General features: G+C 28.9%; 24 protein-coding genes, 1 tRNA gene, 1 pseudogene and 1 other annotated feature. Of the genes and pseudogenes, 24 read left to right on the top strand and 2 right to left on the bottom strand.

Annotated features, from left to right (window positions below):
* Positions 1 to 69 precede the first annotated feature (69 nt).
* The 17 genes and pseudogenes from B3630_RS04660 to hcp all read left to right on the top strand — a co-directional run bounded on the left by B3630_RS04660 (position 70) and on the right by hcp (position 16796).
* Positions 70 to 423 carry a carboxymuconolactone decarboxylase family protein gene (locus B3630_RS04660; RefSeq protein ID WP_346895936.1) on the top strand — a complete coding sequence of 118 codons (354 nt, stop codon included), beginning with the start codon at positions 70 to 72 and terminating at the stop codon, positions 421 to 423.
* Positions 424 to 519: 96 nt separating this feature from the next.
* Positions 520 to 2214 (top strand): dihydrolipoyl dehydrogenase, encoded by a 1695-nt coding sequence (lpdA, locus tag B3630_RS04655; RefSeq protein WP_346895934.1) that lies wholly within the window; start codon positions 520 to 522, stop codon positions 2212 to 2214.
* Positions 2207 to 3127, top strand: a complete 921-nt coding sequence (locus tag B3630_RS04650; RefSeq protein ID WP_346895932.1) for a lipoate--protein ligase — start codon at positions 2207 to 2209, stop codon at positions 3125 to 3127. Before lpdA ends, B3630_RS04650 begins: the two co-directional genes overlap by 8 nt.
* 275 nt (positions 3128 to 3402) lie before the next feature.
* Entirely contained in the window at positions 3403 to 3636 is a 234-nt protein-coding gene (locus B3630_RS04645; RefSeq protein ID WP_035134530.1) for a TIGR04540 family protein, read from the top strand.
* A gap of 86 nt (positions 3637 to 3722) precedes the next feature.
* Positions 3723 to 4175, top strand: coding sequence for a peptide-methionine (R)-S-oxide reductase MsrB (msrB, locus tag B3630_RS04640; RefSeq protein WP_346895930.1), 453 nt, complete (start codon positions 3723 to 3725; stop codon positions 4173 to 4175).
* A 172-nt stretch (positions 4176 to 4347) separates the two neighbouring features.
* Positions 4348 to 6360: an ATP-dependent DNA helicase gene (locus B3630_RS04635; RefSeq protein ID WP_346895928.1), complete on the top strand. Its 2013-nt coding sequence runs from the start codon at positions 4348 to 4350 to the stop codon at positions 6358 to 6360.
* Between the two features lie 382 nt (positions 6361 to 6742).
* Entirely contained in the window at positions 6743 to 9649 is a 2907-nt protein-coding gene (locus B3630_RS04630; protein ID WP_346895926.1) for an acyl-CoA dehydratase activase, read from the top strand.
* A 3-nt stretch (positions 9650 to 9652) separates the two neighbouring features.
* Positions 9653 to 10969: a 2-hydroxyglutaryl-CoA dehydratase gene (locus B3630_RS04625; protein ID WP_346895924.1), complete on the top strand. Its 1317-nt coding sequence runs from the start codon at positions 9653 to 9655 to the stop codon at positions 10967 to 10969.
* A 151-nt stretch (positions 10970 to 11120) separates the two neighbouring features.
* Positions 11121 to 11195 (top strand) — tRNA-Glu (locus B3630_RS04620).
* Positions 11196 to 11233: 38 nt separating this feature from the next.
* Positions 11234 to 11347 (top strand): Gp15 family bacteriophage protein, encoded by a 114-nt coding sequence (locus B3630_RS04615; protein ID WP_346895922.1) that lies wholly within the window; start codon positions 11234 to 11236, stop codon positions 11345 to 11347.
* Between the two features lie 159 nt (positions 11348 to 11506).
* Positions 11507 to 11728, top strand: coding sequence for a hypothetical protein (locus tag B3630_RS04610; RefSeq protein ID WP_346848270.1), 222 nt, complete (start codon positions 11507 to 11509; stop codon positions 11726 to 11728).
* 130 nt (positions 11729 to 11858) lie between these two features.
* Positions 11859 to 12312, top strand: a pseudogene (locus B3630_RS04605) (IS3 family transposase); the annotation flags it as partial.
* A 232-nt stretch (positions 12313 to 12544) separates the two neighbouring features.
* On the top strand, positions 12545 to 12742 hold the full coding sequence (locus tag B3630_RS04600; RefSeq protein ID WP_346895920.1) for a hypothetical protein: 198 nt from the start codon (positions 12545 to 12547) through the stop codon (positions 12740 to 12742).
* 182 nt (positions 12743 to 12924) lie between these two features.
* Positions 12925 to 13095 (top strand): aspartyl-phosphate phosphatase Spo0E family protein, encoded by a 171-nt coding sequence (locus B3630_RS04595; protein ID WP_346869425.1) that lies wholly within the window; start codon positions 12925 to 12927, stop codon positions 13093 to 13095.
* Between the two features lie 183 nt (positions 13096 to 13278).
* Positions 13279 to 14247 carry a lysylphosphatidylglycerol synthase domain-containing protein gene (locus B3630_RS04590; protein WP_346895918.1) on the top strand — a complete coding sequence of 323 codons (969 nt, stop codon included), beginning with the start codon at positions 13279 to 13281 and terminating at the stop codon, positions 14245 to 14247.
* A gap of 16 nt (positions 14248 to 14263) precedes the next feature.
* Positions 14264 to 14944 (top strand): Crp/Fnr family transcriptional regulator, encoded by a 681-nt coding sequence (locus B3630_RS04585; RefSeq protein WP_346895916.1) that lies wholly within the window; start codon positions 14264 to 14266, stop codon positions 14942 to 14944.
* Between the two features lie 211 nt (positions 14945 to 15155).
* Complete coding sequence (hcp, locus tag B3630_RS04580) at positions 15156 to 16796, top strand: hydroxylamine reductase (RefSeq protein WP_346895914.1); 1641 nt, start codon at positions 15156 to 15158, stop codon at positions 16794 to 16796.
* Positions 16797 to 17069: 273 nt separating this feature from the next.
* Here hcp and B3630_RS04575 read toward each other — a convergent pair whose 3' ends face one another.
* The gene (locus tag B3630_RS04575; RefSeq protein WP_346895912.1) at positions 17070 to 17396 is read right to left on the bottom strand and encodes a hypothetical protein; all 327 of its coding nucleotides are present in this window, start codon (positions 17394 to 17396) and stop codon (positions 17070 to 17072) included.
* Between the two features lie 642 nt (positions 17397 to 18038).
* On the opposite strand from B3630_RS04575, the gene hflX reads away from it, so the two are divergent.
* The 3 genes from hflX (at position 18039) to B3630_RS04560 (ending at position 22081) form a co-directional block, all read left to right on the top strand.
* Entirely contained in the window at positions 18039 to 19286 is a 1248-nt protein-coding gene (gene hflX / locus B3630_RS04570) for a GTPase HflX (protein WP_346895910.1), read from the top strand.
* Positions 19287 to 19364: 78 nt separating this feature from the next.
* Positions 19365 to 19633: a binding site (T-box leader), on the top strand.
* 201 nt (positions 19634 to 19834) lie between these two features.
* Positions 19835 to 21169 (top strand): branched-chain amino acid transport system II carrier protein, encoded by a 1335-nt coding sequence (gene brnQ / locus B3630_RS04565; protein ID WP_346895908.1) that lies wholly within the window; start codon positions 19835 to 19837, stop codon positions 21167 to 21169.
* A gap of 147 nt (positions 21170 to 21316) precedes the next feature.
* Complete coding sequence (locus B3630_RS04560) at positions 21317 to 22081, top strand: MerR family transcriptional regulator (protein WP_346895906.1); 765 nt, start codon at positions 21317 to 21319, stop codon at positions 22079 to 22081.
* Positions 22082 to 22180: 99 nt separating this feature from the next.
* Here B3630_RS04560 and B3630_RS04555 read toward each other — a convergent pair whose 3' ends face one another.
* On the bottom strand, positions 22181 to 23911 hold the full coding sequence (locus B3630_RS04555; RefSeq protein WP_346895904.1) for a WG repeat-containing protein: 1731 nt from the start codon (positions 23909 to 23911) through the stop codon (positions 22181 to 22183).
* A 201-nt stretch (positions 23912 to 24112) separates the two neighbouring features.
* Between B3630_RS04555 and B3630_RS04550 the strand changes: the two genes are divergently transcribed.
* The 4 genes from B3630_RS04550 to B3630_RS04535 all read left to right on the top strand — a co-directional run bounded on the left by B3630_RS04550 (position 24113) and on the right by B3630_RS04535 (position 26811).
* The gene (locus B3630_RS04550) at positions 24113 to 24790 is read left to right on the top strand and encodes a cytochrome c biogenesis CcdA family protein (RefSeq protein WP_346895902.1); all 678 of its coding nucleotides are present in this window, start codon (positions 24113 to 24115) and stop codon (positions 24788 to 24790) included.
* Positions 24791 to 24799: 9 nt separating this feature from the next.
* Positions 24800 to 25390 carry a TlpA disulfide reductase family protein gene (locus B3630_RS04545; protein WP_346895900.1) on the top strand — a complete coding sequence of 197 codons (591 nt, stop codon included), beginning with the start codon at positions 24800 to 24802 and terminating at the stop codon, positions 25388 to 25390.
* 140 nt (positions 25391 to 25530) lie between these two features.
* Complete coding sequence (locus tag B3630_RS04540) at positions 25531 to 25860, top strand: helix-turn-helix domain-containing protein (protein WP_346895898.1); 330 nt, start codon at positions 25531 to 25533, stop codon at positions 25858 to 25860.
* A 528-nt stretch (positions 25861 to 26388) separates the two neighbouring features.
* Complete coding sequence (locus B3630_RS04535) at positions 26389 to 26811, top strand: hypothetical protein (RefSeq protein ID WP_346869413.1); 423 nt, start codon at positions 26389 to 26391, stop codon at positions 26809 to 26811.
* The last annotated feature ends 58 nt before the right edge of the window (positions 26812 to 26869 follow it).

The following is a 26869-nucleotide window of genomic DNA, read 5'->3' as shown; positions in this document are numbered from 1 at the left end:
TTTATATCATAAATACTTGTAGTGCTAACTATTGCACTAGCAACTATTAAATGATATGGGGGTATAGATATGAAAAAAGATGTAAGAGAAATGTTAAATGACTTTATGAACGGACTTGGTGAATTAGGCGAAACTAATGGAGAGAATGTTAACGCTTTCATGGGACTGTTAGGTAAGACTTATGAAGAGGGTGCATTAGATACTAAAACAAAGGAATTAATTAGCGTTGGAATTGCTGCATATAACAGATGTGAATATTGTATAGTTTTCCACGTTTACAAAGCTTTAGAAGCGGGAGCAACTAGAGCTGAAATAATAGAAGCTGCTATGGTATCTGTTGCCTTTGGTGGAGGTCCTAGTATGGCATATTCTGTAACTTTATTAAAAGATGCCGTTGATGAATTTGAAAAAGATTTTAACTAAATAAGATTTTAAATTTAAGACCTTGAGTATTATACTCAGGGTCTTAAATCCAGAATCTTAAACTAATATATATTTGGTATTAAAGGAGAGGTTGAAATGGATATTAAGTTGGAAAGTCTATCAGGAAAAAGTAAATCTGCTAAAGTAGGCAAAATTAATATACAAGTTGGGGATAAGGTTAAGTTAAATGATGTATTGTTTCAGCTAGAAACAAGTAAAGGAAATTCACCTGTAAAAGCTAAAGGAAGCTATAAAATTGAAGAAATAAAGGTTACGGAGGGACAAGAGGTAAAGGTTGGAGATACATTACTTATAGTAAGTGGAGAAGTTTTAGCAAAAGAAACTAAAAAAGTTGATTACTTTGGTAGCTTAATAAAGGGTAAAAAAGAAAATTTAAATATAGACCTTTTAGTAATAGGTGCAGGACCAGGAGGATACGTTTCTGCTATATATGGAGCTAAGAAAGGTTTGGAAACTATAATAGTTGAAAAGGATAATTTAGGAGGAACTTGTCTTAATGTAGGATGTATTCCTACAAAATCTCTAGTTAAATCTGCTGAAGCATACAATGAAGCATTAAATGGAGAAGAATTTGGATTTGAAATAAAAGATATAAACCTAGACATGAAAAAGGTCATAGCTAGAAAAGATAAAATTAGAAATAATTTAGTTGGTGGCATAGACTATTTATTAAATAAAAATAATATAAGACTTATTAAGGGAGAAGCATCTTTTATAGATAACCATAAAGTATTAGTGAAAAAAGGTAAAGATGAGTATACTATTGAAGCTAAAAATATTATTATTGCTACTGGTTCTAAAATATCAAAAATAAGTATCCCAGGTATAGAACTACCTTTTGTATTAAATAGTACAGAAGCTCTTATCAACACAGAATTACCAAAATCAATTACTATAATTGGTGGTGGAGTTATTGGTATGGAATTTGCATTCCTTTATTCAAATTTTGGAGTTAAAGTAAACGTGGTTGAATACGAAAATAGAATTCTTAACATGGTGGATTTAGATGTTTGTGAGGAAATACTTGATATAGCAAAATCGAAGGGCATAGGTATATATACAAGTTCAAAGGTTACTAGAATTGAAAAATCTGAATCAGGTGAAGGTATAGTTATATTTGAAAATGAAGGTAATGAGAAGCTTTTAGTTTCAGAAAAGGTATTAGTTGCAATTGGAAGAGAGCCTAATATGGAAGGACTAAATCTTGAAAATACTGATATAGAACTAAATGATAGGAATAGAGGTATAAAGGTCCAAGGTAATTTAAAGACAAATGTGGAAGGAATATATGCTATTGGAGATGTTAATAGCAAGATCCAATTAGCCCATGTAGCTTCACATCAAGGAATTGTAGTAGTAGATAATATATTAGGAGAAAATAAAGAAATGAAGTATGAATGTATTCCTAATGTAATATTTACAGCTCCAGAAATTGCTTCAGTTGGTCTTACTGAAAAACAATGTATTGATAAAAATATTAATATAAAAATAAGTAAGTTCCCTTTTGCAGCCAATGGAAAAGCCTTAACTATGGGTCAAGAGTATGGATTTATTAAAATAATAAAAGATTTAGATTCAGGTAAGATGGTTGGAGGATCAATAATAGGTCCAGATGCGTCATCACTGATAAGTACTCTAACTCTTATTATTCAGCAGAATATTTCAGAAGAGAGCATAGCAGAAACTGTATTTGCACATCCAACTACAGGTGAAGGTATACATGAAGCAGTATTAGGATTATCTATAGGAGCAATACATTATAATGAATAAAGTAATTATTTCAAAGGAAGTTAATCCTTATTATAATTTAGCCCTAGAAGAAGAATTGTTAAGAAATATAAAGTCTGAAGAAACCATATTATATCTTTGGCAAAATGAAAATACTGTAGTTATTGGAAGAAATCAAAATCCTTATAAAGAATGTGATTTAGATTATATGAAAGAAAACCATATTACATTAGCTAGAAGAATATCTGGAGGTGGAGCAGTTTTTCATGATTTAGGAAATTTAAACTTTACTTTTATAACAAAGGAAGTTGAGAGTAATTTAGATAAACAACTTAATGTTATAAAAGGTGCTGTAGAGTCCTATGGTTTTAAGGTTGAGTTTTCAGGAAGAAATGATTTGCTTTTGAATAATAGAAAGTTTTCAGGACATGCATTTTATTGTGAAGATGGTAATTATTTTCATCATGGTACTCTTATGATTGATGTAGATATTACTAAACTTGAAGAGGTTCTTACTCCATCTAAGTTGAAATTAAAATCTAAAGGCATAGAATCAGTAAAAAGTAGGGTTATAAATTTAATAGAGGTTTGTAGTGAATTAAATGTAGACAATTTAATTCAGTCATTGGTAAGTTCCTTTAATAATGTTTATGGAGATTTACAAAACTCATATATTTATAATATGGGTAGCTATGTACCTAAATTATATGATAAATACTCTAGTAGGTTGTGGAATTATGGTGAGAGTCCACAATATGATGTAATTCTCGAAGAAAAAACTGTCATAGGCAATATAGACATAAATTTATCAGTGGAGTCAGGAAAAATAGTAAAGGCTAAAATATTTTCAGACACTTTGGAGGATATAAATTTAGGAAAAGTTGAAGAACAGCTTATAGGAATTATATTCTCTAGAGATAAAGTTGTAAAATTAATAGAGGACTATGTAAGATAGATATGAGAAAAAATATGTATAAAAATATTTGTATAAATCATAATATTCTTAGGCAAAAATATATTTACCTCATCTAGATAAGTCAAGAAAATCTAATATTTTTAATATGGCTTATATTTTAATGATATAATCCATATTTTTATGTAAAATAACCTTGGTAATTAAAAATAATGTAGGGTATAATATGTATATTGTAAATATAATAGCTGACAAATAAATTTTTGCTAATATATTAACATTATATTTATTATTGTAAAACTATGGAGGATTATAGCATGAGAACAATTTATAAAAATCCTAAGGAATTAGGTGCTTGTTTAAGAGATATTGTAGATTTATACAGAGATGATTTAATGACCTATGAAAAATTATCAGATAAGGTTATTAAAATTGTAGATTCCAATGTAGAAAGATTCTTTAAAAATGGCGATGTTGAAATAAAGATTGCAAATATTCTAGAGGAAGATAGAATAGCAATTATAAAAGATATATTAGATAAAAACAATTAAAAAATCTTATGGCAAATTTATAAAAAAGATGAGCTTTATTGATTAAATCCCATAAGCTTATCTTTTTTATTTTGGAGGTATATGCTATGAATAATAAATATATGAAAAGAAGTAAGGAAGAGTTGAAAAAAATATTAACCAAGGAGCAATATAAGGTAACTCAAGAAAATGGTACAGAACTACCTTATAAAAATGAATACTTTGACTTTTACGAAGAAGGTATTTATGTAGATATAGCAACAGGAGAACCCTTATTTATATCTAGTGATAAGTTTAACTCAGGATGTGGATGGCCAGCTTTTTCTAAGCCAATAGATAGAGATTTTATTAAAGAAAATATAGATAAAAGTCATGGAATGGTTAGAACCGAGGTGAGAAGTAAAAATGGAGATTCCCACTTAGGTCATGTATTCTGTGATGGACCTAAGGAACTAGGTGGATTAAGATATTGTATAAATTCAGCTTCACTTAAATTTATTCAAAAGGATAAGATGAAGGAAGAAGGATATGAAGAGTACTTATATTTACTTGATAAATAAATATACAGATGAGAGTATGGCATTAAGATGTGATTAGATGGATTTATCTATTTAGTCACATCTTTTTCTATGTTTAAGGAATTAAATATGGAAATCTACGGTTGTATTTTAAGAAGAAAAATGTGAAAATAAAGCTATGTTACTAAAAATCTTAATAAGAGGAGGGATATAGATGTTTTGGTTTTCAGAAGATAGTAAGAAGGTAGATAAAAATATTTCAAAAGAAGATGAATTACAGCAGCTAGTATGGAATTTTTTTATGAATAAAATCCCCAAATTAGGTTTTGAACAAAGAGAGGGTCAAGAAGATATGGCGTTAGATATATGTAACGCTATAGCGGACAGACAACATACTATAGTGGAAGCAGGAGTAGGAATAGGAAAATCTTATGCATATATAGTTCCCTTACTCTATTATAATAAACTTTTTAATAAACCTGTATTAATAGCTACGTCAACTATAGCTCTACAAGAGCAACTCATTAAGGATGTAAAAAAAATTTGTTCTTATATTAATCATAAACCAGAAATAGTTTTAGCTAAAGGAATGACTCATTTTGCATGTAAAAGTAGAGCTGATAAATATTTTAAAGAAATTAATAGTAAAGATTTTAATGATAATTTAGAAATACTATGTAATTACATAAATAATGGGGTAGTAGATAGAAAAAATATAAAGTTAGATGTAGATAATAATATATGGGACAATGTGAATGTAAAGGCAACAGATCATAATAGGTGTGAACATTATAATAATTGCAGTTTTATGTCTCTAAGAAGAGATATGTTAAATACTGATGGCATAATTTTATGTAATCAAGACTTATTAACTGTACATTTTCAAAAGTTAAAAAAAGGTCAAAAGGGGCTTTTAAATGAGAAAATAGATTTAATTGTTATAGATGAAGCTCATAATTTGGAGGAAAAAGTTAGAGCATCTTTAATAGAAAGCTATAACAAATATAAAATAAAATCTATTTTAGGAGATGTAATTGAAACCATAAAAATATCAGCTATAAGAAGAGAGAGTTACGAAAATTTTAATAATATAACTCATATTTTGAATGTTATTTTTAATAAACTAAATAATCAAGTAAAAAAACAAATTAACTCATCACTTAAGGGTGAAGAAATGGAAAAGTTTTTTATTAATATAGATGAAATAAGAGAAGAGCTTTTACTTTTAAATAGTAAAATTGATTTAATAAATTATAAAGTACAATTTTATAGTGATGATAATTTATGTGAAGAAGTATTCGAAGAGCTAGAGAATCTTCAAGATTTTATAAAAAGTTTGATATCTATAAAGAGCAGGGATTTATTTTGGTTAGAAAATTTTAATGATATTCATATATTTGCATGTCCTAAAAATATAAGTAAGGAGATAAATTCTTTATACTTTGATAAGTTAAAAACTACTATATTAACTTCAGCAACTATTGCAGATAAGAGTCAAGGTAGTGAAGAAGAGAGATATGAGTATTTTATTAAAAGTACAGGATTTCCAACCAGCACAGGATTTTTATCAACACCAAAACCATCACCTTTTCCGTACAATTACAATGCCATGATATATTATACAGAAAATATGCCTCATCCAGTAGAGGAGAGAGAAGGGTTTATAAAATTGGGGGCAGAAAAAATAGTAAAGCTTCTGAATATTACAAAGGGAAAAGCCTTAATTTTATTTACATCTAAAAGTGATCTAAAGGAAGTTTATGAGATATTAAAACATAAAAATTTAGAATATAGGCTTTTAAAACAGCAACATATGTCCTCTCAGGATGATATACTTGAAGAATTTAAAAAGGATAAGAATTCTGTATTATTAGCTACAGGAACATTTTGGGAAGGAATAGATGTGCCTGGAAAATCATTATCGAATTTAATTATATTTAAGCTACCATTTCCGGTACCAGATCCAATTATAGAATATAAAAGGACTTTATCAGAAGATTTTTTAATGGAGGTAAGTGTACCATTAATGATAGTAAAACTTAGGCAAGGGGTAGGACGGTTAATAAGAAAGCATGATGATAAGGGTATAGTGGCAATCTTAGATTCTAGAATTGGTGAAATGTCTAATAGCCCGTATAAAAATATAGTGTTTGATTCCCTCCCTATAAAAAATAGAACTAATGATATAAGAGAAATAGAAAGTTTTTGGATGAAAATGGATGAATAGAGCTTAAGCAAGATATAGAAAGGAAGTTATTCTATATCTTGTTTTTTATTATAAATATCATGAAATAACGGCTTAAAGCACATTAACAGTAACTTGAAAATAATTTGTATAAGTAATATAAATTAAAGTATATGGTTATATATTTATATATATTTAATAATAAAGTAATATTTATTAAATTGAAAAACTATAATTTTTAAAGATAGAGAAATAGTTGTTTACGGTATGTTAAATAATAGTTAAATATATGTTATTTAGTAAATGATATGGTATAATATGGTGTTTAGATAATATATAGAAGATTTATAAAACTAAATCTTTAATTGTTATTTTTAAGAGGGTAAAAGCTATATAGTATGGCATTTATTTAGGAGGATTTACTATGAAAATAGGAATTGATGTGGGCTCAACCACAATTAAATCTGTTGTTTTAAATAACTTTGGAGAAGTTATTTATCAATCATATGAACGTCATTATTGTAAGATAAAAGAAAAAACTTCAGAACTGCTAAAGAAAATTAGAGATAAGTATCCAAGGGAGAAGTCCATGGAACTAAGCATTTCTGGATCTGCTGCTATGGGAATGGCCGAAAAATGGAAGGTGCCCTTTGTTCAAGAGGTTTATGCAACAAGGATTGCTGCAACTACTTTAGAATCTGATGTGGATGTTATCATTGAATTAGGGGGAGAAGATGCTAAAATACTATTTTTAAAGGATGGTATGGAAGTAAGGATGAATGGCTCATGTGCAGGTGGAACAGGAGCATTTATTGACCAAATGGCTACTTTGTTAAATATGTCCTTAGAAGAAATGAATGAGGCTGCTAAGGATTATAAAAAGATTTATACTATTGCTTCTAGATGTGGAGTTTTTGCTAAGTCAGATATTCAACCTCTTTTAAATCAAGGAGTTGTAAAAAGTGATTTATCAGCAAGTATTTTCTTTGCTGTTGTAAATCAAACTATTGCAGGATTAGCTCAAGGTAGAGTTATAAAAGGTAATGTATTATACCTTGGAGGACCACTAAGCTTCAACTCAGAATTGAGAAAAGCCTTTGACAAAACTTTAAAGTTAACAGGAAAGTGTCCAGATAACTCTCTATATTATGTAGCTTTAGGAGCAGCCTATTATGCTAGTGAAAAGATAGATATAGATAACTTGATTATTACTTTAAATAATTATCGTGAAGATGAAACTTATTCTATGGCACCACCACTATTTAGAACAAAAGAAGAGTATGATGAATTTAAGCTTAGACATGAAAAAAGTAAGGTGCTTATCAAGGATGAAATTGATATTGTATCACCAATAACTATAGGAATAGATTCTGGTTCTACAACTATAAAAATTGTTGCTATTAATGATGATAAAGAAATTGTATCTTCAATTTATAGACCTAATAGTGGAAATGCTGTAGAGGTAGTTAAGGAATACTTAGAAAATTTATATAATACATATCCCAAAGTTAAAATTTCAGCAGTTGCAGCAACAGGATATGGTGAACAATTAATAAAAAATGCCTTTAAGGTAGATTATGGTATGGTAGAAACTGTAGCTCATTTTACAGCAGCCAAACATTTTATGAATAATGTTGACTTTATTATTGATATAGGAGGACAAGATATAAAATGTTTTAAAATACATAATGGAGCTATAGATAATATATTTTTAAATGAAGCTTGTTCATCTGGTTGTGGGTCTTTCTTGCAGACCTTCGCTAATGCATTAGGATATTCAGTAGAAGAATTTGCTAACTTAGGATTATTCTCTAAAAATCCAGTAGATTTAGGTTCTAGATGCACTGTATTTATGAATTCTTCTGTAAAACAGGTGCAGAAGGATGGAGCTACCATAGAAGATATATCAGCAGGATTATCTGTTAGTGTAGTTAAAAATGCACTCTATAAAGTAATTCGTGCCAGTAATTCAGAGTCTCTAGGAAAAAATATTGTAGTTCAAGGAGGAACTTTCCTAAATGATGCTGTACTTCGTGCCTTTGAACAAGAATTAAATGTACAAGTCCTTAGACCTACAATTTCTGGGCTTATGGGTGCTTATGGAGCAGCTTTGTATGCTCAGGAAAAAAGTAATAATAAAAGTACTATTCTTAGTAAGAGTGAATTAGAGAATTTTAATCATGAAGTAAAAATGACTAACTGTGGGCTTTGTAATAATCATTGTAGATTAACTATAAATACCTTTGGAGAAAGCAGAAAGTATATTGGTGGAAATCGATGTGATAGACCTATAAGCAATAAAAATCATGGAGAAGTGTCCAACATATATGAGTATAAGAGAAGTTTATTAGATAGTTATCCTAAAATTTCAGGTAAAAGAGGAAAAATTGGAATTCCTATGGGATTAAACATGTATGAATTATACCCATTTTGGTACAAATTTTTTACAGCCTTACAGTTTGAAGTAAAAAAATCTGAGCCATCTTCAAGAGAAATTTATCTGAAGGGACAAACAACTATACCATCAGATACAGTATGCTTTCCGGCAAAATTAATTCACGGACATGTACAGTCATTAATAGATGGTGGAGTAGATACAATTTTTTATCCATGCATGACCTATAATATACAGGATAGTTCAGCTGATAACTGTTATAATTGCCCTGTAGTTGCATATTACTCTGAAGTAATTGAAGGGAATATGTCAGATGTTTCAAAGGTAACCTATATTTATGATTATATAGGAATTCATAGACCTAAGGATTTTCCAAAGAAGATGCATAACATATTGGCAAAATATTTTGAGGACATATCTTTAAAAGAAGTTAAGGAAGCAACTACTCTTGCTTACAAAGAATATGATAGATATTTAAAAAAAGTAAGGATAAAGGGTGAAGAAATTATTGAGAAAGCAGAAAAGGAGGATAAAGATATAATTGTTCTTGCTGGTAGACCTTATCATATAGATAGTGAAATTAATCATGGAATTGATAAGTATATTAATAGCTATGGAGCTGCAGTTATATCTGAAGATGTGATTTCTCATAAGATAGATAAGGTAGACCTTCAGGTGTTAAATCAATGGACATATCATGCTAGATTATATAAGGCGGCTAAGTATATAGCAGGCAAGCCTAACATGAATTTAGTTCAGTTAGTTTCCTTTGGTTGTGGTGTGGATGCAATAACTACCGATGAGGTGAGAGAAATTTTAGAAGAGTCAAATAAGATATACACCCAAATTAAGATAGATGAAATTACTAATTTAGGAGCGATACAAATAAGACTTCGTAGTTTATTTGCAGCAATCCATCAAGGGGAGGGTGAATAAGTAATGGATAAGGAAAATAAAGTAACCTTTACTAAAGAAATGAGTAAATATTATACTATATTAATGCCTATGATGGCACCCATACATTTTGAAATTTTAAAAAATGTATTCCTAAATAGCAAATATCACATAGAACTATTAACTAATAAAGGTGAATCAGTAGTACAAACAGGACTAAAATATGTTCATAACGATACTTGCTATCCGGCTTTACTAGTTATAGGTCAAATGATAGATGCTTTAAACAGTGGAAAGTATGATATTAATAAAACAGCTTTAATTATCACTCAAACTGGAGGAGGATGCAGAGCATCAAACTATATATACTTACTTAGAAAGGCATTAAAAAAGGCTGGATATGGACAGGTTCCTGTTATTTCTTTTAATTTAGCTGGAATGGAAAAAGATAGTGGCTTCAAAATAACATTGCCTATGGTTCATAAAATGTTATCAGGAGTTATTTATGGAGATCTTTTAATGCATTTGAGCAATCAAGTGAGACCTTATGAAATAAGTAAAGGTGAAAGTGATAAAGTAATAAACAAATGGATTGAAGAGTTAACTTTGCAATTTAAAAATAATAAGGCTTATTCTCTAAAAAAAATTAAGACCAATATGGATAATATAACAAAAGACTTTGCAAATATAAAAATTCAAAAAACTCCTAAAGTAAAAGTAGGTATAGTGGGAGAGATATATATTAAATATGCAAGCTTAGGCAATAATGATTTAGAAGCATTTTTAGCTACACAGAATTGTGAAGTTATGATACCAGGAATTCTTGGATTTGTATTTTATTGCACAGATGAAAGAATAGACAATATAAATCTTTATGGTGGAAGTAAGGTAGTTAAGTTTATTGTTCAAAAATTTATAAATTACCTATTTAAAATTGAGAGTTTACTTATAGCTTCAGTAAAGGAAAATTCAGATTTTATACCACCTTCATCCTTTAAAGAAACTAAAAAGTTAGCTAAGGGTGTAGTTGGATATGGTAATAATATGGGTGAAGGATGGCTTCTTACAGCAGAAATGTTAGAGTTGAACAATTTAGGATATAAAAATATTATATGCACTCAACCCTTTGGGTGTTTGCCAAATCATATAGTAGGTAAGGGAATGGTACGAAAAATAAAAAACATTCATCATGATGTTAATATAGTACCTATAGATTATGACCCTGGTGCTACTAGAGTAAATCAGGAAAATAGAATTAAACTTATGCTTGCCATTGCAAAGGAACAATTAGATCATAAGGAACTTAATATCAATCCTAAAGATATTAATAGAGATATAGATAAGGAAATTGCTTTAGTGTAAAACTACAAATTTTAAAAAAGTTATTTAATTATAAATCTGAATAGATATTAAGAAATCTATTGTATAATAAAATAATTCATAATATGGAATTAAATTAAATTGTATGATATTATTAACAGGTAGAGAAAAGAAGTAATCAAACTGTTGATAAGGCTTGTTGGTCAAGTGGTCAAGACGCCACCCTCTCACGGTGGAAACAGGGGTTCGATCCCCCTACAGGCTACCATATATTTGTAATAATTACATTGGTAGAGGTTTAAAGCCATGTTCAAGGCGCTTAAAGAGGATAATGAGATAGTTAAAATTATGGGTTATAGTGCTATGGATATTAATAAAATAAAAGATAATGAACAAAAGGCACATTATACAAAGATGTAAAACTTATATAAGATACCTATTAACAAGGATGAAGAAGAAAAGCTTGATGAAATTAATCAAATTCTACTTAATGGTGGAGATGGTAGTAAAGTATTGTAATTTATTCCTTATATAATGTATAATTAATTTATATTTACATAGGGGAAGGGGTTACATATTATGAAATGTCCTAAATGTGGAAGTCAGAATGTTACAGTTCAAGCAGTTACAACAACGAAAACAAAACATAGAGGTTGTTTAGGGTGGTTGATATGGATTATGTTAGCTATTTGTACTTTGGGTTTAATAATAATTATACCTTTAATAACTAATAGTAAAACTAAATCCAAAACACATAGTGAAGCAGTTTGTCAGAATTGTGGCAAAAGGTGGAAAGCATAAAATAAATTTAAGCACTTACTTTAAAATGTACCCTATATAATAGACACTTTAAAAAAAGTCTATTATATAGGGTATTTTTATGTGTAATACAATTAATATATAAATTAATATATAGCTTTAGGAGTGATAATATGAGCAACAAATACCTGGTAAGGTGTTGTTAACAGATATAACTTATTTATTTTATAAGAATGGTCAAAAGGCTTATTTGTCAACTATTTTAGATGCTTCTACCAATGAAGCTTTAGCATATAACATTTCTAAAAGTTTAAAAATTGATATTGTTACAGAAACAATTGATAATTTGGTGAAATCGAACAAGCATTTACTCAGTAAGGATGTATTTACTCACTCTGATCAAGGTGCTCATTATACTAGCCCAATATTCCAATAAAAATTAAAGTAAAAACAATATAGGACAATCAATGTCTAGACGTGGAAATTGTTGGGACAACGCTCCGCAGGAGTCATTTTTCGGTCATTTAAAAGATGAAACAAATCTAAAGCATTGTGAAACCTTTGAAGATGTATTATGTGAGATTGAGGATTACATCGATTATCATAATAAGTATAAAGGTCAATGAAACTTAAAAAAGGTGACTCCTGTTCAATACAGAAATCATCTTTTATCTTAGAGCTTTTTTAAAAATATACTTGACTTAGGGCATACTTTATTATAGCTAAGTCCTTTAATTTTTTATATTGAAAATAACTTACAAAGAATAGATAACAATTAAGTTTTTCCATTATATAAATAAGTATATAATCTTATTTAATGAAGATAATAATATAAATTACATTTTAGGAGGTAAAATTATGACTTTAAAAAGTAAACATCATTCTTTATTAAATAATAATCCAGGAACTATAGAAAGAGACCTTGGAACGGAAGTAAGAAACAAGGTTAATGACAATGAATTAAAGAGTGAAGCAAATACAAAGAGGAACAAGGAGTCTATAGAAAATTCCATAGAAAAGGGCGAAGGATATCTTTATAACACATTAGAAGATTAGTATTTTGAAATTATTATATATTGAGGAAAGCAAATTTACTTTATAAATAAGTAGATTTGCTTTATTTGTTTTAACACTTATAACCAGATAAAACAATTAATTTTAAATAAGTGTTAAAGTTAACTTTATATTTAAGTTATTAACCCTCTTATTGCTATAATTATAGCGAAAGGAGGGGCGATATGGGAAAAATTGATGAAATGGATAAAAAGGTTTGTGAAATGAGACTAAATTTACAAAAGTTAATTAGTGAAAAAACTAATTTACTAGATCCAGAAGTAATCATCGCAAGCCAAAAACTCGATGTGGTTTTAAATGAGTATCATGCGATACTAAGAAAAATCCTCGAGTAAAACAAAAGTTGGAGAGATCTAAAGTCTCTCCTCCAAGGAGATAAAATAAATAAAAGTATATATATAATCTAAAATATAGATTTTGATGCATATAAGTAGTAGAATGGTAATATGTTGAAAATATAAGCTAAGTAAAATATATATATTTTATTTAGCTTTCAAATTGGATTAGGGGGACATAATGTGAGTGGTAATCAAAGAAAAAGTAAAGTGAAAAGTGGAGGAAAGATTTTAATTCCCATAATAATTATGCTTTTTGTAATTTATGAAGCTAGGAGTATATTTAAGGAGATAGACATAAATCAGGTTCTAGATATATTAAGAAATATACCTAATACATATCTTGTAATATTCTTAATATCTGCAATTATATCTATATCATTTTTATGCTTTTATGATGTAGTACTAGCTGATCATTATAGATACAATATAAATAAGTTTAAGGTATTTGTAGTTGCATGGATTGCTCATAGCTTTAATGACATAATAGGGTTTGGAGGGCTTACAGGAGCTACACTTAGAACTGTTTTATTTAAAGATGAAAATATTGATACTAAGGACATGATAAATTTTAATATGATACTAATACCTACAACTATAGTGGGATTATCTGTTATGTGCTATTTAGGTGTATTAGACGTATTTAAAATATATCCACTGTTACATAGCCAAAAGTGGCTTTGGATAGTAATAGTAATATTTTGTGCTTTTCTACCTATATATTATTTTCTAGATAGGTTTACTTGGTTAAGCAATAAACTTGAAAAATTAAATTTATACTTTGAAGGAAGCATAAATTTAAAGATAAAATTAACCCTTCTATCTACATGTGAGTGGATAGTGAGAAGCATGATGTTTTTTACCATAGCTAAATATTTTAAGGGTGATGCAAGTTTTGTATCAGTTACAGGAGTAAATATATTAGCATGTATTGCTGCACTTATAAGCTTTATACCAGGAGGTGTAGGGTCCTTTGATTTAGTAGCGATAATAGGATTAAAGACTCTAGGTTTTTCGCCTAACTCAGCTTTGTCTATAACGCTTTTATTTAGACTATATTACTTTATAATACCTTGGATTATTGGGGTAATTCTATGGGTAGGAAGAGTAGTATTAAGGTCAAATAAATTAGGTAATCATATACGAGAATAAAAGAAGAGGATGAATAATGAAAGATATATTAAAGTTACTACAAAGCAATTTCCTTTTTAAAGGAATTGATTCTGAGAATCTAAAAAAAATTTATGAGGAAACAAAATATCATATTAATAGATATGGCAAAGGGGAAATTATTGCCCATGAAGAAGAAGAGTGCAGTACTATAGGGCTTATATTAGAAGGAACTATTGAACTTCAAAGGATATATCCAAGTGGTAAATATATAGTTTTAAATAAACTTACCCTTGGTGATGTATTTGGAGAAGCCATAATATTTTCAAAGCAGGAGAACTATCCAGCAACAGTTATTTCACTAAGTCAATGCAGTATATTATACATTGATAAGATAGATATGTTAGAACTATTTTCAAGAGAAAAAAGGATTCTTGAGAATTTTTTAGAACTTCTTAGTAATAAAGTACTAATGTTAAATTCTAAAATTAAAAATATATCCTTTAAGAATATAAAACATAGAGTTATAAATTACATATTAGAAACTATGAAACTACAGAAGAATAGTGTAATTAAATTAAAAGAAAGTAAAGAAAGTATTGCTGCAGCGTTAGGAATACCAAGACCATCATTGTCAAGAGAGTTAATAAATCTCAGGGATATGGGATATATAGATTTTGATAGAAGCAATATAAAAATATTAGATATAGAAGCTTTAGAGGAAGAAATGTTTAATTAAACATTATATAAAAGGTAAGTATTAATAAATATGGAATACATGACAATGTAAATAAAAGTATTTTAAGAAATATATATTATTACAGGAATTCGTAACATAGGTTACGGACTCCTGTATTTTTTTTAGGTACAATAAGACCATAGTTCAAATGAATTTAATTATTAAATCAACAAAGTAAAAAATATTATTAAGAAATAAAGGGGAGTTAAATATGGAGAATAAGATGTTTTGTTTTCAATGTCAAGAAGCAGCTGGTTGCAGCGGATGTACTGTAAGAGGAGTTTGTGGTAAGACTCCTGATCTTGCAAAACTTCAAGACTTATTAATATACAGTTCAAGAGGATTATCAGAAGTAGCTACAAGAGCTAGGGAAGAAGGAGTAACTGTTTCTAATATAATAAATAGAGCTGTTACTATGAACCTTTTCACTACAATTACGAATGCAAATTTTGATGATGCAGTATTTTATAAAATGGTTAAAGAAACTTTAAATCTTAAGGAAGAATTACTTTTAAAATTAAGTAATAAAGAAGATTTAAGTGACGCTGCATTATGGACAGCTAAAACAGAAGCTGAAATGAATAGTAAAGCTGGTTTAGTAGGAGTACTGTCTACTGATAATGAAGATATTAGAAGTTTAAGAGAAATGATAACTTATGGATTGAAAGGATTAGCTGCATATGTTAAACATGCTAATGCATTGGGATATGATGATGAAGCTGTATGTACATTTATGCAAAAAGCTTTAGCTGCAACAGCAGATAATAAGATAACAATAGACGAATATATAGCATTAACATTAGAAACTGGTAAGGTTGGAGTAGATGGTATGGCATTACTTGATAAAGCTAATACTGAAAGCTATGGACATCCAGAAATTACAAAAGTAAATATTGGAGTAAGTAATAAGCCTGGAATTCTTGTGTCTGGACACGACTTAAAAGACTTAGAACAATTACTAATTCAAACAGAGGGTACAGGAGTAGATGTATACACTCACTCAGAGATGTTACCAGCTCACTACTATCCAGCATTTAAAAAGTACTCACACTTCATAGGAAACTATGGAAATGCATGGTGGAAGCAAACAGAAGAATTTGAGAGCTTTAATGGACCAATTCTTATGACTACAAACTGTATTGTACCACCTAAAGATAGCTACAAAGAAAGAGTATTTACTACAGGTGCTGCAGGATATACAGGGTGTACACATATTGCAGCTGATGAAAAAGGGAATAAAGATTTTTCAGCATTGATAGAATTAGCAAAAACTTGTGAAGTTCCAATAGAAATTGAGCATGGTGAAATCATTGGAGGTTTTGCACACAATCAAGTATTAGCTTTAGCTGATAAAATTGTAGAAGCAGTAAAAACTGGAGCTATAAAGAAATTCTTTGTGATGGCAGGTTGTGATGGTAGACAAAAGAAAAGAGAATACTACACTGACTTTGCAAAGGCATTACCACAAGATACAGTAATTTTAACTGCAGGATGTGCAAAATATAAATATAACAAATTAGACTTAGGTGATATTGGAGGAATTCCAAGAGTACTTGATGCAGGTCAATGTAATGATTCATACTCACTAGCATTAATTGCTTTAAAATTAAAAGAAGTATTTGAGTTAGAAGATATAAATGAATTACCAATAGCATTTAATATTGCATGGTATGAGCAAAAGGCTGTAATAGTTTTATTATCTCTACTACACTTAGGAGTAAAAAACATTCACTTAGGACCAACACTTCCAGCATTCCTATCTCCAAACGTAGCTAATGTTTTAGTTGAAAACTTTGGAATAGGTGGAATAACTAACGTAGAAGATGATATGAAAATGTTCATGGAAATGTAATTAAAAAAATAAATATATAATTAAGCCTAATATGTAACTATTAAAAGAGGTTCACTAAAATTAATATTCTAGTGGACCTCTTAATTTAGTATATATTTTTTTATCCGATGACTACCAGCTCTAATACTCCCGCTTTTTTAGAGTGGGAGTATTAGAGCTGGTACGTCCCTGGATAACGATTTCCCCTAAAGGACAACGACTTCTAAGTATCAANNCAAAAATACTGATACTAAGAAGTCTGTTAGTAAGCTTCAGAGAAGCTAAGAAATCTGTTTATTTAAGTCGAGATTCAATCCAAGGTAGGGCACCTGGATGCATAGAACCATCACTATCCAAAGTAACTTGAGAAATAAAAAATATTTCATTATCTTCTTTTACTTCATCTAAAGCTAGCTTTATATCCTTAGAATTCATTTCAGTATGTAAAAGAAATGTGGTTGGCATAATGTTTGCCCAAGCCCCTAAAGATTTAATTTTTCTAGGCAGATTACTATGGTGGTGATGATGCTCGTGGTTGCAATTCTCATCATGCTGGTGATCATGGTCACATTCATGGTTATGAATTTCAGCTATATAATAAGTTATTTGATATACTGACATTTTATTACCTCCTCCAGGTAAGTTTATGGTTATTTAACATGTATTATACATAAAATGAAAGTGATTTGCAATTAATAATTGATTTAAATGATGATTAGTAAGAAATATAAAATATAAATTTTATAGACCAAAGAAATAAAATAATTCATTATAATGTTTACAATTCAAGCAATGTATGCTATATTATTAGTAAATGATTACAAAGAAAAGGAGCGGTATGAAATGAAAAAATTATTTATAGTTTTAAAGAAATTTAATAAAATCCATACTGCTCATAATGATAAGGTTATTTAAGGCTTTATTTATGTAATTTATAATATTTTAATTAAGTAATTATAATACCTTGGCAGATAAATGGATAATTTTCTATGCCAAGGTATTTTTTGTTATATTATTTAAGATTATGGAGGCGTGTAAGATGAGAATTAATAGTGGAATTTTTAGTGTTAGACTAAGAGGTTAAAAGGTGGATTTATGAGTTATCTTAAATGTGGCTATCTAAACATATGATTTAGATAGTAGAATTTACTCCGTATATATCATGGAGACTTCTTTAAAGAAGTTAACTTTAAAGTTAAAATTCTATAATCATGAATCCGTACTATAGAAATTAAAATAGTATGATTAAAGGAGATTATGGAAATGGAAATAAAGGGAATAACAGTAGGAATAAATATAAATAATGAAAATGGATTTGAAGAATCTATGGTTGAACTTAAGAATTTATGTATGGCCTGTGATATTGAAGTTATAGGAGAACTTGTACAAAATTCAAAACAAATCAATAAGGCACATTATATTGGAAGTGGAAAGCTAGATGAATTGAAATCATTAGTAAATAGTGAAGAAGTAGACATAGTAATTTTTAATAATGAGTTATCTTCATCCCAATTAAGAAATATAGAAACGGCTATTGAATGTGAAGTTATTGATAGAACTGCACTAATACTAAATATATTTGCTGAAAGAGCAAAAACTAGAGAAGCAAAACTTCAGGTAGAGGTAGCAAGACTTCAGTATTTATTACCAAGACTAATTGGGGCTAATGAAAATTTAGGTCGTCAAAGTGGAGGTGTAGGAACAAAAAATAAGGGTACTGGAGAGAAAAAGTTAGAGCTTGATCGCAGAAAGATTGAGGCAAAAATAGCTGCCTTAAACAAGGAACTTGAAGAGTTAAAACATCAAAGAGAAACACAGCGTAACTTAAGAAGAAAGTCTAGTGTACCCAAAATAGCCTTAGTTGGATATACTAATGCAGGGAAATCATCAATTATGAATAGTATGATAGATACATTTAAAGATAGTGAAGAAAAAAAGGTTTTTGAAAAAGATATGCTGTTTGCAACCTTAGAAACATCTATAAGAAGCATAAAGTTAGATGATAATAAAAAATTTTTATTGTCAGATACAGTTGGGTTTGTAAGTAACTTACCACACAATTTAATAAAGGCTTTCAGATCTACCCTAGAGGAAGTTTGTGAAGCTGACTTATTACTCCATGTTGTAGATATTTCTAGTCCAGATTATAAACATTATCTTAAAGTAACAAATGAAACTTTAAAAGAGATAGGAGCAGAATCAGTTCCTATGATTTATGTTTATAATAAGATTGACTTAGTAGATGATTATTTAACTGAAAAAAATGGAGTTTATATATCAGCAAAGAAAAATTTAGGTATAGATAAACTTGTAGAAACTATATCTACTAAGGTATTTAATAATTATATAAATTGTAATATGTTTATACCTTATGACAAAGGAGATTTGTTATCTTATTTAAATGATAATGCAAGAGTTATAGATAGAAAATATAGAAATGATGGTACTGAGCTATCTATTGAGTGTTCCAATATAGATTATGAAAAGTATAGGGAATATGTAATAGGCTAAATTAAAAATAATTAAAAGTTATTAAAAAGTATTGACAGAGGTTCAATATGCATATAATATTAATAGCATATAAATTCAAGAAATTCTATGAAGAGAAAAAGTAAGTAGTATTTTTGATCCAAAGAGAGTTGGTATTTTGCTGAAAGCCAATGTTCAATGTACAACTGAAAATCATCTCTGAGAAGCAACGCCGAAATATTTTAGTAGGTTTTGCCGGAGTCTTTCACCGTTAAAAGAAAAGCGTATTGTTAGATACGTATCTAAGTGTTGTAATTGAATCTATTAATGTATTTTTTTAGATTTGTTTACAGAATTAGGGTGGTAACGCGGTTTAACCCGTCCCTTGTTTTTCAAGGGACGGGTTTTTTATTTTACATTAGAATTAAAAATGTAAATAAGTAAAGGCATAGAAGATCTTTTGGATGTATATCAGTGCTAAAAGAAAGGAACTAAGGCGCTAATAAACTGAAAAGGGGGAATATTATGGATATTCCAGGTGATATTATTAGCTAGTAGAAAATTCACAGCATAAACGAGGGGGAATAAAAATGAACAACTTATCAAAAAAAGATTTAGTATTAATAAGCTTAATGCTTTTCTCATTATTCTTTGGAGCCGGAAATTTAATATTTCCACCATTTCTAGGGCAATTAGCAGGGAGAGCAACTTGGATTTCAATGGTAGGATTTTTTATAACAGCAGTAGGATTTCCTATTTTAGGAGTAGTTGCAGTGGCGAAATCAGGGGGACTACATAATTTAGCTAAAAGAGTTAATCCGTTATTTGCAGGTATATTTACAGTACTTATATATTTATCTATTGGTCCTTGTTTAGGTATTCCAAGAGCTGGAAGTTTACCTTTTGAAATGGCTGTAGCACCATATTTGCCAGAAAACATATCAAAAATTTGGGCACTTTTTATATTTACTTTAATATTCTTTTCAGTAGCCTATTGGCTTTCATTAACTCCTGCTAAATTAGTGGATCGGATGGGTAAGTTTTTGACACCAATCCTATTAGTACTAATTTCACTAATTTTTATAGCATCAATTTTCAGACCATTAGGTAGTTATGGAGTAGCCACAGAAGATTATGTAAACTCACCTTTTGTTAAAGGTTTTTTAGATGGATATTTAACTATGGATACCATAGCAGCTTTAAATTTTGGAATAGTTATAGCATTGGCTATAAAATCCAAAGGAATTAAGGATGAAAAGGTAATTTTTTCCACATCTGTAAAAGCTGGTGTAGGTGCAGGCGGATTATTATTAGTAGTTTATTCTATACTGGCACATCTAGGAGCAACTAGTGGAGGAAGATTTGGAGCTACAGAAAATGGAGCACAAACTTTAACAAATATCATGACTTATATATTTGGAAAACCAGGTGCTGTACTGTTAGCAGTGATATTTACATTAGCTTGCCTTACAACCTGTGTTGGACTTATAACTTCCTGTAGTCAATATTTTTCCACATTAACTAGTAAATTATCATATAAAAATTGGGTTAGAATATTATCACTTTCTAGTATGATTCTTGCCAATATGGGATTAACAAAAATTCTTGCTATATCAGTACCAGTATTAAATGCAATTTATCCAATAGCAATAATGCTTATAATCCTTGCAATGCTAGATAAGTTTTTTAATGGAAGTACAGTGGTATATGGATTAACGATACTATTTACAGGAATTGTAAGTGTTTTTGATGCATTAGGACAAGTTGGAATGCAATGGAACTTTATTGTGAATTTATTTAGCAAGTTACCTCTCTATTCTAAAGGACTAGGATGGGTGGGACCAGCACTAATTGGTATAGTATTTGGAACTGTATACAAATTAGTTGAAGAAAAAATAAGCTATAGTAAAGTAAGTGAATTATAAAAATACTCTATTACTGTAATTTTCAATATAACTTAGAAGAAAGACATGAGATAAGTGTATTAAAATTATAAGGGGAATAATTTTAATAAAACTGTTGACATTCACGTTGCGTAAAGCTGTATATTAAATATTAGGAGGAGTGAGAATATGGAATATACAGTGCAAAAATTAGGTAGGTTAGCAGGGATAAGTACAAGAACCCTTAGATACTATGATGAAATAGGAATTCTTAAGCCGGCAAGAATTAATTCATCAGGATATAGAATTTATGGGCAATCAGAGCTTGATAGACTGCAACAAATACTATTTTATAGGGAATTAGGGGTTAATTTAATAGATATAAAAAATATAATAAATGAACCTTCCTTTGATGGGATTAATGCACTTATAGAACATCGCCTTAAACTCCTTGAAAAAAGAAAACAAATAGATTTGTTAATAGCTAATGTTGAAAAGACCATAGCTAACAAAAAAGGAGGAATTAAGATGAGTAATAAAGAAAAATTTGAAGGGTTCAAACAAAAACTAATAGATAAAAATGAGAAGAAATACGGTAAAGAAATAAGAGAAAAATATGGTGATGATGAGGTAAATAAATCTAATGCAAAAGTAAAAGGTATGTCAGAAAAAGAATATGAGGAAGTAACAAACCTTGCAGAAGAAATTATGAATACTTTAGTAGCAGCTTTTAAAACAGGTAATCCAGCTGGAGAACTAGCTCAGAAAACAGCAGAATTACATCGCAAATGGATAGAATATTACTGGAGCAGTTACAGTAAAGAAGCCCATGCAGGACTTGCCCAAATGTATGTGGATGATGAAAGATTTACAGCATATTATGATGCTAAACAACCAGGAATGGCAGCTTTTTTAAGGGATGCTATATTCATATATACTGGAACTGATAAATAATAATATAAACATTAAAATTTAAGGATATGAAAGGGTGTCTCCAAAGTATAAGTTTACTAAAATAAACTTAAGGTAAGGCTTTGGAGACATCCTTATTCATCAATTAAATGAGTTATAAAAACTTCCGTCTTTACAAAGTAGAGAATCTATATCTGCAAAAGGAATTTTGAAGGTAACAAAACCAGCAGCATAAGGTGCAATCTCATAAGGTGCAAAATATATATATAGATTATCTTCATCTACATAAAAATTCTGGTTACTAGTAATACCTTTAAAGCCATCTTCATATACATAAGAATATTGAGGATCAGTTTCTATCATATTTTCTATGATTTTATTTATTTCATCTACCCAACGAGTAGTACAACTAAATAAATCAGATAAGGAATAAAACTCTCCAGTTTTCAAGTTAATATTTGGTGTGCTTCTAGTTGTCATTCCATGAGCAGCGCCAAAAGGATAATAATAGGTATTTATTTCTGGAATATATAAGTCTTTTTTAAAGAATAAAGTTTCAAAATTTCCATAGAGATTATAATCTAAGACTTCATTACGATCAACTATCTTAAGAGCACACAATTCCCTTAACTTTGAATTGATATTTTCAATTACTGTAGATGGAGTAGACTGATTAATTTGAGGATAATATACTAAATAATCTACATTAGGCTTATATTTGAGTTTTAGTATAGTATATTCATCATTTAATTTAATTCGATTATTGGGTTTATAGATTATATCACCATTCTTATTCATGTAATAAGGAATATAGTCTATATCGGCATAAACAATATCGCATTGAAGCTCTAAGGTGCCAGTTCCTTTAACTACAGGTAGGTTTCTAGCAATTCTACCACTAAGGTCTATAAAGAAACTATTTTCAAGATTATAAGCAGAGGCTAATCCATCTTTAAATTTTTGAATATCTAAAAACTTAAAATCTGTAAGGGTATTGCCATTGCTGTCTCCTAATGCGTAGATACTATTAAAAGAAGTATTAACATCATTACCACGATAGATGCCTAGAGCAAATTTATTATCTCCTACATATCTTATGTCGTCATAAATGAAAGGATATAGAGTATGATCAGATAAAGTTACAACTCCATAATTACCTTTATAATTAGGTGCGGTGCTTACTACCATGTATCCATCATTTACAGGAGAAGCAGATGTAAATTTAGGCTTAATAAGAACACGACCATATATGTCTACATAGCCAATAAGACCTCCTAGGCTTTCGGAAAAAGTAAATACACCTTCATTATAATTACCTACAAATTTATAAGGAAAGTTTGTAATAACATTTCCACTTTTATCAATGACCTGATAGGTACCATCACGAGATTTAACTAGTGCATAGTTATTTTTAAAGTCACTACCTTCCAAATAATTTGGTGGTAGTACTTCATTACCATCCATATCTATATAACCATATAGTTGGTCATCAGAAGAAGTTTTAATACTAACAAGGGCTAGAGAATTACTATAGCTAGAGATAAAGGTATATGGGTTTTTAGTAATTATTTTTCCACCTTCATCTATAACACCCATAATGTCTCCTTGTACATATACAGCTCTAGACTCAACAAAGGGCTCTATAGAATTATATATAGGTGGAATTACATATTCCCCATTAATGTTAATAACACCACAATTATTATATTTGCAAACTATAGCTAATCTATTTTCATTGAAGCTTGATGCTGTAGAAAAGCTAGGTGGTATAATAAAATTTCCTTTAGAATCGATATATCCATATAGGCTTCCTTTCTGTGTATTTGTTAGAGCTGGATACAAATCTACACAAGATCCTTTAAAATCACTCATAAATATTCTCCTATTCATTACTTAATATTAGTGTATTTAAGTTTATTTAATATGTTTCAATGAATTTATAAAGTTTAACATTATTAAGAATTAATTATTGCATATAGGTATATCATAATAAAGGTTACTAAAAGGTGACCAATTGAAAGGTTAAGTATATACTGATATATTTAGTGTAAATAACTTTGAAAGGAGTAAGATATGGAATATATTTTATTATTTTTAGAAGGAATTATAACCTTCATATCTCCATGTATTTTACCAATGTTGCCTATATATATTTCTTACTTTGCAGGAGATAATAATTTAGAAGATGGAAAGAAAAATAATACTTTAATAAATGCTTTAGGATTTGTAATTGGTTTTACAATAATATTTACACTGTTAGGAACCTTAGCAGGGACTTTTGGAAGCTTTATTAGAAATTACTATACACTACTTAATATAATAGGTGGAACAATAATAGTTATATTTGGTCTAAACTACATGGGGTTACTTAAAATTCCATTTTTAGAGAGAAGTTTTAAAATGGATATGAAGATTAAATCTCTAAAATTTATCTCTTCAATCTTATTTGGAGTAGTTTTTGCCATTGGATGGACGCCATGTGTAGGTACATTTTTAGGATCAGCCCTGATGATTGCTGCTAATAGTCAGCAGGTTTTAAAGGGCGCTTTAATGCTATTTATTTATAGTATAGGATTAGGAATCCCTTTTATTATATCTGCTATTTTGATAGGGAAGCTAAAGGAAACCTTAGATTTTATAAAAAGAAATTATAAGATAATTAATAGGATTTCTGGAATAATTCTTGTAGTCATAGGAATTGCAATGATGACAGGATATTTAAATAAAATACTTTCAATTTTAAGTTTTTAGGAGGAAGTTATGAAGAATAAAAATATAATTATATGGGTTATAGGTTTCATTATATTTTTTATATTGGTTTATTTAGGATATAATGAACTATCATCTCGATATAAGGAAAATGATAAAAATAACAATAAAGGAATAAGTGATAGTCTTATCACCGGTGAGAAAGATAAGACAGAGGATACAAAGACCAAAGCTGTAGACTTTACAGTATATGATGAAGATGGAAAGGCAGTTAAACTATCAGATTACAAGGGGATACCAGTGGTACTAAATTATTGGGCTAGTTGGTGTGGACCTTGCCAGAGTGAAATGCCTCACTTTAAGGAGGCAAATGATAAATATGGAGATAATGTTAAAATATTAATGATAAATATGACAGATGGACAAAGAGAGACTGTAGAAAGTGCTAAAAAGTTCATGGCAGATAATGAATATGATATGCTGACTTTATATGATATGGATTTAGACTTTGCTAATAAATACAATGTTGCAAGTATACCAAGAACTGTTTTTATTGATAAGGATGGATTCATTACTATGGAAAGAATTGGGATAGTAAATGAAGAATTTTTAGATGATATGATAGAGAGAATTAATAAATAGATAAAACTATTAATAATTAGTGAAAAAAGTGTATTAAGAGTAGCTAAAGAAAAATGATACAGGTATAATATATACTTAATAGCGTATACTTATTTAATTATATAAAGGTTTTTAGAGGTATATACTAAAGGAGAGAAGTTATGTTTGTAGCAAATAATGAAGAATATCACTGCCCAGTAGAAGCTTTAGCCAATATTTTAGGCAAGAAGTGGGTAGCTAATATAATCTGGTCACTAAGTAAGGATAGTAAAAGATTTGGAGAATTAAATCGTCGAATGAAGGGTTGTAGTAAAAAAATGCTATCTCAGCAGCTAGAAATTCTTATAAACAGCGAGATTATAGATAATGAAAAAGAGATAAACAACAATAAAGTAGAGTCAGTTTATTATCTTACACCTAAGGGGAAATCCTTACTCCCGACTATTGAGCAAATGGTTTTGTGGGGTGAAAAAAATTTGCCTTGTAAGTAAGATTAGAATATAAATGAGGGAAATCAAAATTAATAAACAGAGTTCTTTGCTTCAGAAGGACTATTAACTCCCAATGAAGCTTAGAAATCGTTATCCAGGGACGTAACTGCTCTTTACTCCCACTTTGAAGAATAGGGAGTATTAGAGCAGGTAGTCATCGGACAAAACAAAAAGGATATCTAAAGCTATTAAAGTTAATAAGCTAAGATATCCTTTTATATTAAGCTTGCAATTAAATTCAGGTTTTAAAGTATTAATAAAATAAGTTATAATGATTATTAGTAATGATAATTTAAACTATTTAAATATGAATATATTTTTAAATATACCTATTTGTATAGGAAACTATATAAATATATAACTATTTAAATAGTTGTTCTGTTCATCCGGGTTTCAAGGGTTTGTCATTTAAGTAGAGGATTAAAAACATGGTAAAATATGAAGAGTTAATAGCTATATTGTTAGCTGTTTTCATTAGTATAACAAGTTAAAAAGCAAATACATAAGAGGATTAAAAAGGAGCTTAAGATGGAAAATTACATAACTAAAGATAATGAATTTTATAATTATGTGGAGAATGCAGATAACTTAAGTAAGTATAAATTAGACATAGATGAAGCAATAAAAACTATAATTTCTAAGGAAGATAGATTAGTTTTTGCCAGTGTAGTAAAGGTAGCTGATATTACTAATATTACTGTTTTTAAGTATCCTGAATTAAGAGGATATATTTTAGAAAAAATAAAGTTTGAAAAGGAAATTCAAGCTATAGATAAAAAAATAGATAGAGCAATAGCTAGATTAAATAAAGGAAATAGAAGAATTACTTTTATTTCATTAATGAATAGTTGTAAATTTAACTCTGATCATATATATAATAATCCATACATAAAGGAGAAAATTCGAGCAGCGGTTATCAAAAACACTAGAAACTTCTGCAAAAATAAGTAGATATTTTACAAAAAAATATCTTAGGGTATAATAGTGATTAAGGAAAATTTTATCATTA

It is taken from the genome of Clostridium sp. UBA7503 (assembly GCF_002477055.1).
GTDB classification, from domain to species: Bacteria; Bacillota; Clostridia; order Clostridiales; family Clostridiaceae; genus Clostridium_J; species Clostridium_J sulfidigenes.
The sequence above is the reverse complement of the archived record's forward strand: the minus strand, read 5'-3'. Positions and strand labels throughout refer to the sequence as shown.

What these genes read in the sequence shown, in the direction of transcription:
- B3630_RS04540 (WP_346895898.1), top strand. Translation starts at nt 25,531, where the DNA reads ATGTTTGTAGCAAATAATGAAGAATATCACTGCCCAGTAGAAGCTTTA.
- B3630_RS04635 (WP_346895928.1), top strand. Translation starts at nt 4,348, where the DNA reads ATGTTTTGGTTTTCAGAAGATAGTAAGAAGGTAGATAAAAATATTTCA.
- B3630_RS04645 (WP_035134530.1), top strand. Translation starts at nt 3,403, where the DNA reads ATGAGAACAATTTATAAAAATCCTAAGGAATTAGGTGCTTGTTTAAGA.
- hflX (WP_346895910.1), top strand. Translation starts at nt 18,039, where the DNA reads ATGGAAATAAAGGGAATAACAGTAGGAATAAATATAAATAATGAAAAT.
- B3630_RS04575 (WP_346895912.1), bottom strand. Translation starts at nt 17,396, where the DNA reads ATGTCAGTATATCAAATAACTTATTATATAGCTGAAATTCATAACCAT.
- B3630_RS04585 (WP_346895916.1), top strand. Translation starts at nt 14,264, where the DNA reads ATGAAAGATATATTAAAGTTACTACAAAGCAATTTCCTTTTTAAAGGA.
- hcp (WP_346895914.1), top strand. Translation starts at nt 15,156, where the DNA reads ATGGAGAATAAGATGTTTTGTTTTCAATGTCAAGAAGCAGCTGGTTGC.
- B3630_RS04650 (WP_346895932.1), top strand. Translation starts at nt 2,207, where the DNA reads ATGAATAAAGTAATTATTTCAAAGGAAGTTAATCCTTATTATAATTTA.
- B3630_RS04630 (WP_346895926.1), top strand. Translation starts at nt 6,743, where the DNA reads ATGAAAATAGGAATTGATGTGGGCTCAACCACAATTAAATCTGTTGTT.
- B3630_RS04610 (WP_346848270.1), top strand. Translation starts at nt 11,507, where the DNA reads ATGAAATGTCCTAAATGTGGAAGTCAGAATGTTACAGTTCAAGCAGTT.
- B3630_RS04555 (WP_346895904.1), bottom strand. Translation starts at nt 23,911, where the DNA reads ATGAGTGATTTTAAAGGATCTTGTGTAGATTTGTATCCAGCTCTAACA.
- lpdA (WP_346895934.1), top strand. Translation starts at nt 520, where the DNA reads ATGGATATTAAGTTGGAAAGTCTATCAGGAAAAAGTAAATCTGCTAAA.
- B3630_RS04560 (WP_346895906.1), top strand. Translation starts at nt 21,317, where the DNA reads ATGGAATATACAGTGCAAAAATTAGGTAGGTTAGCAGGGATAAGTACA.
- brnQ (WP_346895908.1), top strand. Translation starts at nt 19,835, where the DNA reads ATGAACAACTTATCAAAAAAAGATTTAGTATTAATAAGCTTAATGCTT.
- B3630_RS04625 (WP_346895924.1), top strand. Translation starts at nt 9,653, where the DNA reads ATGGATAAGGAAAATAAAGTAACCTTTACTAAAGAAATGAGTAAATAT.
- B3630_RS04660 (WP_346895936.1), top strand. Translation starts at nt 70, where the DNA reads ATGAAAAAAGATGTAAGAGAAATGTTAAATGACTTTATGAACGGACTT.
- B3630_RS04550 (WP_346895902.1), top strand. Translation starts at nt 24,113, where the DNA reads ATGGAATATATTTTATTATTTTTAGAAGGAATTATAACCTTCATATCT.
- B3630_RS04535 (WP_346869413.1), top strand. Translation starts at nt 26,389, where the DNA reads ATGGAAAATTACATAACTAAAGATAATGAATTTTATAATTATGTGGAG.
- B3630_RS04615 (WP_346895922.1), top strand. Translation starts at nt 11,234, where the DNA reads ATGTTCAAGGCGCTTAAAGAGGATAATGAGATAGTTAAAATTATGGGT.
- B3630_RS04545 (WP_346895900.1), top strand. Translation starts at nt 24,800, where the DNA reads ATGAAGAATAAAAATATAATTATATGGGTTATAGGTTTCATTATATTT.
- msrB (WP_346895930.1), top strand. Translation starts at nt 3,723, where the DNA reads ATGAATAATAAATATATGAAAAGAAGTAAGGAAGAGTTGAAAAAAATA.
- B3630_RS04595 (WP_346869425.1), top strand. Translation starts at nt 12,925, where the DNA reads ATGGGAAAAATTGATGAAATGGATAAAAAGGTTTGTGAAATGAGACTA.
- B3630_RS04600 (WP_346895920.1), top strand. Translation starts at nt 12,545, where the DNA reads ATGACTTTAAAAAGTAAACATCATTCTTTATTAAATAATAATCCAGGA.